This window comes from uncultured Virgibacillus sp. (genome assembly GCF_947495635.1).
GTDB classification, from domain to species: domain Bacteria; phylum Bacillota; class Bacilli; order Bacillales; family Amphibacillaceae; genus Virgibacillus; species Virgibacillus salarius.
On the sequence record NZ_CANMAB010000134.1, the window covers coordinates 1 to 9179 of the forward strand.

Here is a 9179-nt window from a genome sequence, read left to right on the forward strand (position 1 = left end):
GTTTCACTTTATCCCGCATATAACTGGCAGTAAGATCCGCCCTTTAAGCAATAAAGTGAACCCAATATGGGTAAGTGTGGAACAACTGCCAGTAAATGTCCGATTGGTTTAACTAACCATCCGTGGGGAAAAACAAAACCCCACGGATGGAAGTTTCACTTTATCCCGCATATAACTGGCAGTAAGATCCGCCCTTTAAGCAATAAAGTGAACCCAATATGGGTAAGTGTGGAACAACTGCCAGTAAATGTCCGATTGGTTTAACTAACCATCCGTGGGGAAAAACAAAACCCCCACGGATGGAAGTTTCACTTTATCTTTACATATGAGATGATAAAGTATTCTATTTTTTTGCTTCATTGGCAGCAGCTAATTCTTATTTTGCGGAATAAATCTCTACATCCGCCTGCTGGTTTTCAAGCTTTTGTTTATTTTGTCTTTGCGCTTTTACTTTGTCCGTTATTTTTTTTGAAGTAGCAGATGCCGTTTGTTTTACATTTGTGAGTTTTCCCTTAGCTGAATTTCCAAATTTCTTGGTTATTACTACCGTATTATCTTTTGTATTTACCATCTGCTTTGAAATATCTTTACGAAGCTCTTTCCCTGTTTTAGGGGCTAATAGTAAGGATGTAATGGCACCAACAGCAGCACCTATTAATGTCCCTGATATAACTTGTTTTACATTGATCGATCTCTTCGTTTCAGTTTTTGCCATTCATTTTCTCCTCCTGTTAATATGATGTCACCGCGTAACAAAAGATAGGAGATGTTTTAATCTCACTCATACAAGCATGTGACTTTAGCTCATTATAAGTTCATTACCCCTAATCTATAAAAATAAAACGGTAAAATTAAATATATTTAAATTATACCCGATCATTTTAAATCATCTGAATATATACCAAAACCATTTATATTCATAGTAAAATAGATTTACAACTAATAAAAATAAAATCAGGAGGTAAATAGATGGAACAACGAATTACATCGGTATATATTATTTCTCCACAAACGAAAGCCATCTTATTAAAGGAACGATCCTACTTTCGTTCTATTATTTTGGAAGGAAATATGCAGAGAAGGTCTTTACATAAACCAGAACAGATAATTAACAATAGTTGTTTATTATATGGATCGACGTTAGACGGAAGAAGGAAGGCTGTGAAGCGTATATTAAAATCGTCTAGCAAACTCCCAGTTCCTATAATTCCAGAGAAGGGTGTTTACATGCTACCTACTGCCTCAATAAAAAATAAAAGCTGTGTTTGGTTGGCTTATCATCATATTGATACTTATGAAAAGTATCAAGATCAGACTTATATTAAATTTTTTGATGGCAATGACTTACTAATTAATATCTCGCATAATGTGTTTGATATGCAATATAAGCGAACTAGCCAATTAATCGTACATATGAATAGAGGGTTTTTATTCGACCAACGTAGTTTCCGAAATCGATATTTTAAATTTTAATACAGAAAAATAAGAGACGGACGCAAAAGAAACTAAGATTTAGTTGGATGGACAAGCTGGTAGCTCAGAATAGGGAACAATATGTTTCTTTTTTTTTACGTAAATTTACTTGTTTTGAAAACGCTTTTGTTGTTAAACTTATAAAGCGGTATAATGACTGACCGGTAAGTCAGGATTTTATTGAAACTATTCGTATAGTTATTACGTAAAACAGGTGGGTGACGAGATTGAATGAGAAAAAGATGAAGTTAATTGAAGCAGGAATGAAATTAATTGCTGAAAAGGGGTACTTTAACACTTCTATTCAAGAAATTGCGAATGAGGCTGGTGTATCAAAAGGTTCTTTTTACATATATTTTCCATCGAAAGAAGATTTCCTTACTACAGCTTTTCTAGATTTCCACCGCCATATTACTTTGGAAATGAAGGAAGCAAAGAGTAATGGAAAAACACCTAAAGAGAGTTTTGCAAATCAAATCACTGTTCTAATTGATTATATCTATAAGCATAAGGATTATATTATGATGTATTTTCGTGAAAATATATCAATTGGGCAAGATATGGATAACCAAATATGCAACTTAAAGATAGAGAATTTTAATTGGATGAAGGAAAATCTACGAGATATCTATGGTAATCAATTAGATGTAATGATTATTGATGCTGTTATACAAGTAGAAGGTCTCATTCATGGTTATTTAAAGTGGTTGGTAATAGATGATATTACAATTGATAAATATCGAGCAGGTATGTTTATCGTTAGACGGTTAGATGATTTAATTAAAGGAATGCTAGAAAATCAGGAAGAGCCGCTAGTCAAAGCCTCAGAAATACCTTCTGATTATCATAATGCAACGGAGCATGAGCGTTTTAAGCAACCTTTTCTAGCAGCATTAAGAAAGTTAGAGTCGAAAGTAGCTGAATTACCATTAAGTAGAGCTAAAGAGTCTCAACTCTATCAGGTGATACAGGCCATACAAAATGAGGCAGATAGTAATGAGCCACAAACTGTAGTTATTCAAGGGTTGTTAGCTCACTTTACTGGATATCCTGAATTGAATGAAGAAGTTAAACAAATTGCTACAGTGTTCGATGTTGAACTATTATGATGTGTTAAAGATAAGAGAGGAGTCGAATAGATGAAAAGATTAAGTATAGGTCTTGCGGGATTATTATTAATGGTTCTGCTAGCTGCATGTAATCAAGAAGAGGATAAGAAGCAAGGCGAAGAGAGAGTAACCCCAGTTGAGACGGAGGAAGCGACGGAAGGGGATATCGTTATCGATAAGACAGTTTATGGACGAACACAACCATTGACATCAACTCCTATTATGGTTCAAAATCCTGGAGAAGTAGACACGTTGGAGGTTGAGAATGGGGACCAGGTCAATGAGGGCGATCTGATAGCTACTATAAAGACACCGGCAGGTAAACAAAATATTAGAGCTTCTCGAGATGGAGAAATTGCACAATTATCGTTAGGTAAAGGTGAGATTGTTTCAACGGAAAATCCATTAGCATTGATCGTTGATTTAGAAAAGATAAAGCTACAGTTTACGGTAACAAATGATATCCGTTCCTTATTAGATAAAGAAGACAAATTAACTACCATTATTAATGATAAAGAATATAAAGCAAAAGTTACTTCAATAGGAACAATACCTGATGATACAGGTCTATATCCAATTGAAGCAACTATAGAGAATAAGGATAATGATTTATTGCCAGGAATGACTGGAAAATTGCATATTCCAGAAAAACGAATTGATTCCGCCGTTATCGTTCCTACAGAAGCAATTGCAGAGGAAAATGACGAGTCATTTGTTTATGTGATAAGAGATAATAAGGCTGTTCGTACTATAGTTTCGATTAAAGAATCACAGTCAAATCAAACTGCTATTGAGGGTGACGTTAAAGCTGGGGATCAGATTGTTGTAAATGGTCAGCTGACATTAACTGATGGTAGTAAGGTCAATGTCGTGAAAGGGGAATAAATTTTGAAGCTTGTAAAAACATCAGTAAAACGTCCTGTCGGCGTTATCATGATTGTTCTGGCCATTCTTGCATTGGGAGCCGTTTCACTCCGTAGCTTAACGGTTGATTTATTTCCAAAAATAGATCTCCCAGTTGCAGTGGTCGCAACCACTTATGATGATGCTGCACCACAGGAGGTAGAGAATTTAATAAGTAGACCAATCGAATCTGCAGTAAGTACTGTAGAAGGTATTGAAACAGTTCAATCGCAATCGCAGTCTGGCTCCTCACTTGTAATGCTAATGTTTAGCAATGGAACAGATTTAGATCAGGCATTGTTAGATGTGCGTGAAAGTGTGGATCAGGTTAAAGGGATGCTGCCAGATAGTGCAGGCGAACCAAATATTATGCGATTTAATCCAGATCAGATGCCTGTAATGTGGGTAGGACTGACTGGTCAGGATGCAGCAGCGTTAACAGAGGTTGCCGATGATCAAGTTGTGCCATTCTTTGAAAGACAAGGTGGAGTGGGCTCTGTTTCTGTTGAAGGTGGAAAAGAAAGAGAAATTCAATTAATCTTGGATGAATCCAAACTTCAACAGTATGGGGTAACGACACAATCTATTGTTCAATCATTAAATAGTACGAATCAATCAGCCTCAGTTGGAACCGTTGAAAAAGGAAATAAGGATCTTCAACTCCGTATTACTGGCGAATTTTCATCAGTGGAAGATATTAAACAAACGATTGTTCAAACTGAAGCAGGTGCTACGATATACGTAGAAGACGTGGCTAAAGTTAAGGATGGTTTTAAAGAACAATCCAGCCTAACATTTGTAAATGGTAAACCATCAGTCGTTTTATCTGTTTTGAAAAAAACAGATAGCAATACGGTTGAAGTGGCTACAAATATCGAAGACAGTATCAAAGAAATAAAACAAGAATTACCATCTGATGTCAATTTAGATGTGATTATTGATACATCTGACTTTATTCAAATGTCTATTGATTCGGTAGTTCAAAACATATTAATCGGTGGGATTATCTCCATCTTTATCTTGTTGTTATTTTTAAAGAGTATTCGCGCTACGATTGTAATTGGTTTATCTATTCCAATTGCAATTATTACAACCTTTACGTTAATGTATTTCACTGGCGAGACGTTAAATATCTTAACACTAGGAGGGCTAGCATTAGGTTTAGGAATGATGGTGGATAGCTCCATCGTTATACTGGAGCATATTTACTCCTTCAGACAAAAAGGTTATAGTTTGAAGGATTCAGCAATAAAAGGTGCATCTGAACTGGCTCCTGCCGTTATTGCTTCTACAACAACTACCCTAGTAGTATTTCTACCTATTATTTATGTAGAAGGAATAGCATCAGATTTATTTACACCGCTTGCTTTAGCCGTCTCATTTTCGTTAATTACTTCGTTGGTTGTTGCGGTTACACTTGTTCCGATGCTTTCTTCAAAATTACTGAAAAAAGCAATCAAGGATGGAGGAAGACGATATTGGTTTGATCGTTTCTTAGATTGGATCAATGATCGTTATCGCAGTATCTTAAAATGGGTATTGGGTCATCGAAAAACGTCAGTATTTGTTACCATCCTAGCCATTGTTGGTAGCTTGGCGTTGACACCATTTATTGGAGCTGAATTTATTCCTTCTGCTGATCAAGGTCAGATGGAGGTTCGTATTGAAACAGCCTCTGGAAGCTCTTTGAAGCATACCGAAGAGGTTGTTGAAAAGGTGAATAAGGAATTAGAGGCATTTGATTCCGTCATTGAAACAAATTATGTAAGTGTCGGCGGAGGAGGCTTTGCCGGAGCTGGTGGCGGTGGTGCGAACCAGGCGACTTACACCATGCAGTTAATCCCTTCATCAGAGAGAGAGAAGACAACAAATGCTGTTGTCCAGGAAATGGACGAAGCACTTCAGGATATTCCTGGAGCTGAAATCACAGTAAGCTCAATGGATTCGGGCATGAGTATGGGAGAACCTATTCAAATAAAATTAAAAGGTCCAGAGCATGAAGTGTTAACAGAACTTGCGGATCAAGTTGTCGATGAAATATCCACAGTAGATGGAATTTATAATCCAGAATCTGCTGCATCTGATGGTGTACCGCAGATGAATATTACCGTTGACAAAGATAAAGCAGCAATGTACGGTTTGACTCAGGAACAGGTTCTTGGCCAAGTGCAGCTACAATTTACGGGCCAAGTAGCTACAAAGTATCGGGAAGACGGTCAGGAAATGGATGTTAGCCTTATGTATCCAGAGGATCAGCGTAGTTCAATAGAAGATTTACATGATATGAAGATTCAAACAATGCAGGGATCAACCATATCACTTGATGAAGTAGCTGAATTTAAGCAAATGAGTGGACCTGTTAGCTTACTAAGAGAGAACCAGCAACCACAGATGAATGTTACGAGCCAGATAGTTGATAGAGACTTAGGAAGTATATCATCAGACGTAGAATCAGTACTTGCGAGCATGAATTTACCAGAAGGCTATAGCTATGAAATTGGTGGTCAGTCCCAAGACATGACAGATTCATTTACTGATTTAGCAATTGCGTTGGTCTTCTCGATTTTCCTTGTTTATGCAGTGATGGCTATACAATTTGAGAATTTCTTATTCCCATTAATTATTATGTTTGCAATGCCTGCAACTGTAATTGGGGTTATGCTCGGACTGTTTATCGCGGATATTCCTCTTAGTATTCCTGCTTTTATTGGAATAATCATGCTTGCCGGTATTGTTGTGAATAACTCGATTGTATTAGTTGATTATATAAATCTTTTACGCAAAAAAGGGAAAGATCGTTATGAAGCAATTTTAGAAGCAGGACCAAGCAGGCTACGTCCTATTGCTATGACAACATTAACAACGATTTTAGCAATGGTACCATTAGCGCTTGCTCTTGGTGAAGGTGCTGAAACACAGCAACCATTAGCGGTCACAATAATATTTGGGTTAGGCGTTTCAAGTATCTTTACACTACTATTAATTCCTGTAATCTACACACTGTTTGATGATTTAACAGCAAAAATTACAAGAAGAAATAAAAATACAGAAGAAGCTTAGGTGATAAGAAGCTGCTGAGATAAAGCGATAAAGCCCATTCTAAAGGTGAACAATACACTATCTTGGGAAAGATACGTAGACTCCTTGGCAAGCGAAGTATATTTCCCAGCAGCTTCGTTAGGGACAAAAGAATTTTTAGCGATGTAAAACCGAAACTTTATCTGAAATAGTTAGATAAAGTTTCGGTTTTGGAAATAGATCATTCATTCATCGCTTAGTCAAATGCTTGCTTTCTGTGGGCACGTCTTCAACTATTTTACTTTTGTCCCAGCCACTTTCCTGATCAGTCAAGTATTAATATTTGTTAGTTTAATTATTTCCGGATTCAAAAACCTTGTGAATTTGGGCGTGCTTTTTTTCACTTCTCACTAATTTTAACCTGAGTACATCCGCAAAAAATGTATTTGATTAACTTTATTGAGAAGAATAGAAGAAGTAGAGGAGGATATCTTATGTCTTTATCCAGAATAATGAAATGGGTCACAGGGATATTTGAAGCACTACTTGGCTTTCCTATTCTTGGGGGCTTATATATTGTTTCAAATTTTTGGACACCCTTGTTTGTTATGTTAATACTTCATATCATTACATTATTTTTATCAAAAAGAGATGGTGCAGCTACAGCAGGTAGTATTTTAGGAATTATTACATCATGTATTGGGTGGATACCTATTGTCGGTATGCTAATGCATATCATTACTGCTATTGTACTAATAATTACTGGAACCATTTCAGACGAACAAAAACGTATAAATTAAAAAGACCAAGTAATTCGTATGTTATGTGAATTACTTGGTCTTTTTTTAGAAATTAGCATTTTGCTAAACTAGAATATTACGCTGACTTTTTTCTGAGAGATGATCAGCTATTCAGTAATTGGCCACCAATGGAATCCATCTTGTTCAAGTAAATCATTGGCAGCCTGTGGCCCCATTGAACCTGAAGGATAGTTTGGGAATTTAGGTTGTGATGCTGACCATGCTTGAAGTAAGGAGTCGATAAATGCCCATGAATAGGCTACTTCATCCCAATGTGTAAAGTTTGTTGTATCGCCGATGATACAATCATAAATTAGTTTTTCATAAGCTTCTGGTGTGTTTATTCCATCCACGCCATTATTGGTATAAGAAAGCTTAATAGGCTCAGCAATTGAGCCGATTCCAGCCTTTTTAGCGTTGAGATACAAAGTGATTCCTTCATTTGGTTGAATATTAATGACCAGTAAATTAGGATGCTTCTCTGCTTCATCCTTGTAATATAAATTCATTGGTATATCTTTAAACTCAACGACAATTTTAGTGGATTTTTCTTTCATGCGTTTGCCGGTTCGGATATAGAATGGTACTCCTGCCCAACGGTAGTTATCAATCATTACTTTTCCAGCAACGTATGTCTCTGTAGTAGATCCAGCTAACTCTTCTGTTTCTTCTCGATATCCCTTCACCACTTCGCCTTTTGAGGTTCCACTTCCATACTGTCCACGAACAAAGAATTCATCCACTTTGTCAGGATCAACGTGTCGTAATGCCCGTAATACCTTCACTTTTTCTGAACGAATTTCTTCTGGAGTTAATTTAATTGGTGGTTCCATTGCTAATAATGCTACCATTTGTAGCATATGGTTCTGTACCATGTCTCTTGTAGCACCTGAATGATCATAGTAGCGTGCTCTATCTTCAACACCAAGTTCTTCACTAGAAGTAACTTGGATATTGGAGATAAAGCGATTGTTCCATAAATGTTCAAATATCCCATTCGCAAAGCGAATAACTTCAATGTTTTGTACCATTTCTTTTCCTAGATAATGATCGATACGATAAATCTGATTTTCATTAAATGCCACGCGAATTTGATTGTTTAACGCTTTTGCAGATTCTAGATCATGACCAAATGGTTTTTCAATAACAAGTCTTGTCCAGCCAGCACTATCCTTTAAGCCGTTTTGTTGAAGCTGATTGGCGATGGAACCAAAATATTCCGGTGCCATAGCTAAATAGAATATTCGATTGCCATCTGTTTGATAATTACCCTCCAGCTCTTCAAGTAATATTTTTAAATGGTCATAGGAAGACGTGTCAGTTACATCAAAGGAATGATAATAAAAATGAGATGAAAAAGCTTCTATATCTTCTGCGTTTAAAGAAGCATTTTGAATTGAATCTCTTACATTTTCCCTAAAAACTTCATTGGTCCATGGTCTACGAGCGAGACCAACTACTGCAAAATCTTCACCAATTTTTCCATTCTGATAAAGGCGATAAATGGAAGGGAATAATTTCCTCTTAGATAGGTCTCCTGTTGCTCCAAAAATCACAATTACTACGTTTGGTTTATCTATAGTATTCAAAATACCCTCTCCATTTTCTATTAACTAATTAGCCGATAGCCAAGTTATCCCGCATATAACTGGCAGTAAGCCCCCGACTCCAGGCGATAAACTGAAATAAATATGGATAAGTATGGGAACAACTGCCAGTAAATGTCCGATTGGTTCTACTATCAATCCGAAACCCACGGATTGAAGTTTCACTTTATCCCGCATATAACTGGCAGTAAGCCCCCGACTCCAGGCGATAAACTGAAATAAATATGGATAAGTATGGGAACAACTGCCAGTAAATGTCCGATTGGTTC

Annotated in this window: 8 protein-coding genes; 5 read left to right on the forward strand and 3 right to left on the reverse strand. The window is 36.6% G+C overall.

Annotated elements, in window-relative coordinates; genetic code table 11:
* Window positions 1-376 precede the first annotated feature (376 nt).
* A complete protein-coding gene (locus Q1A47_RS18940) occupies window positions 377-715 on the reverse strand; it encodes a YtxH domain-containing protein (RefSeq protein WP_051388343.1) in 339 nt (112 codons plus the stop codon).
* Window positions 716-969: 254 nt separating this feature from the next.
* Here Q1A47_RS18940 and Q1A47_RS18945 point away from each other — a divergent pair, with 254 nt between their 5' ends.
* The 5 genes from Q1A47_RS18945 (at window position 970) to Q1A47_RS18965 (ending at window position 7303) form a co-directional block, all read left to right on the forward strand.
* Entirely contained in the window at window positions 970-1473 is a 504-nt protein-coding gene (locus Q1A47_RS18945; RefSeq protein WP_051388342.1) for a competence protein ComK, read from the forward strand.
* A 227-nt stretch (window positions 1474-1700) separates the two neighbouring features.
* Entirely contained in the window at window positions 1701-2582 is an 882-nt protein-coding gene (locus tag Q1A47_RS18950; protein ID WP_166530684.1) for a TetR/AcrR family transcriptional regulator, read from the forward strand.
* Between the two features lie 30 nt (window positions 2583-2612).
* A complete protein-coding gene (locus tag Q1A47_RS18955) occupies window positions 2613-3467 on the forward strand; it encodes an efflux RND transporter periplasmic adaptor subunit (protein WP_121603941.1) in 855 nt (284 codons plus the stop codon).
* Window positions 3468-3470: 3 nt separating this feature from the next.
* Window positions 3471-6545 carry an efflux RND transporter permease subunit gene (locus Q1A47_RS18960; RefSeq protein ID WP_166530683.1) on the forward strand — a complete coding sequence of 1025 codons (3075 nt, stop codon included), beginning with the start codon at window positions 3471-3473 and terminating at the stop codon, window positions 6543-6545.
* Window positions 6546-6997: 452 nt separating this feature from the next.
* Complete coding sequence (locus tag Q1A47_RS18965) at window positions 6998-7303, forward strand: hypothetical protein (protein ID WP_026681758.1); 306 nt, start codon at window positions 6998-7000, stop codon at window positions 7301-7303.
* Window positions 7304-7410: 107 nt separating this feature from the next.
* Here Q1A47_RS18965 and zwf read toward each other — a convergent pair whose 3' ends face one another.
* Both zwf and Q1A47_RS18975 read right to left on the reverse strand, forming a co-directional pair.
* Complete coding sequence (zwf, locus tag Q1A47_RS18970) at window positions 7411-8892, reverse strand: glucose-6-phosphate dehydrogenase (RefSeq protein WP_026681757.1); 1482 nt, start codon at window positions 8890-8892, stop codon at window positions 7411-7413.
* A 24-nt stretch (window positions 8893-8916) separates the two neighbouring features.
* The coding region (locus tag Q1A47_RS18975) for a hypothetical protein (RefSeq protein WP_299632699.1) at window positions 8917-9179 on the reverse strand (263 nt) is incomplete at its 5' end.

Coding starts and splice junctions, on each gene's coding strand:
- Q1A47_RS18955 (WP_121603941.1), top strand. CDS start 2,613: ATGAAAAGATTAAGTATAGGTCTTGCGGGATTATTATTAATGGTTCTG.
- Q1A47_RS18940 (WP_051388343.1), bottom strand. CDS start 715: ATGGCAAAAACTGAAACGAAGAGATCGATCAATGTAAAACAAGTTATA.
- Q1A47_RS18965 (WP_026681758.1), top strand. CDS start 6,998: ATGTCTTTATCCAGAATAATGAAATGGGTCACAGGGATATTTGAAGCA.
- Q1A47_RS18945 (WP_051388342.1), top strand. CDS start 970: ATGGAACAACGAATTACATCGGTATATATTATTTCTCCACAAACGAAA.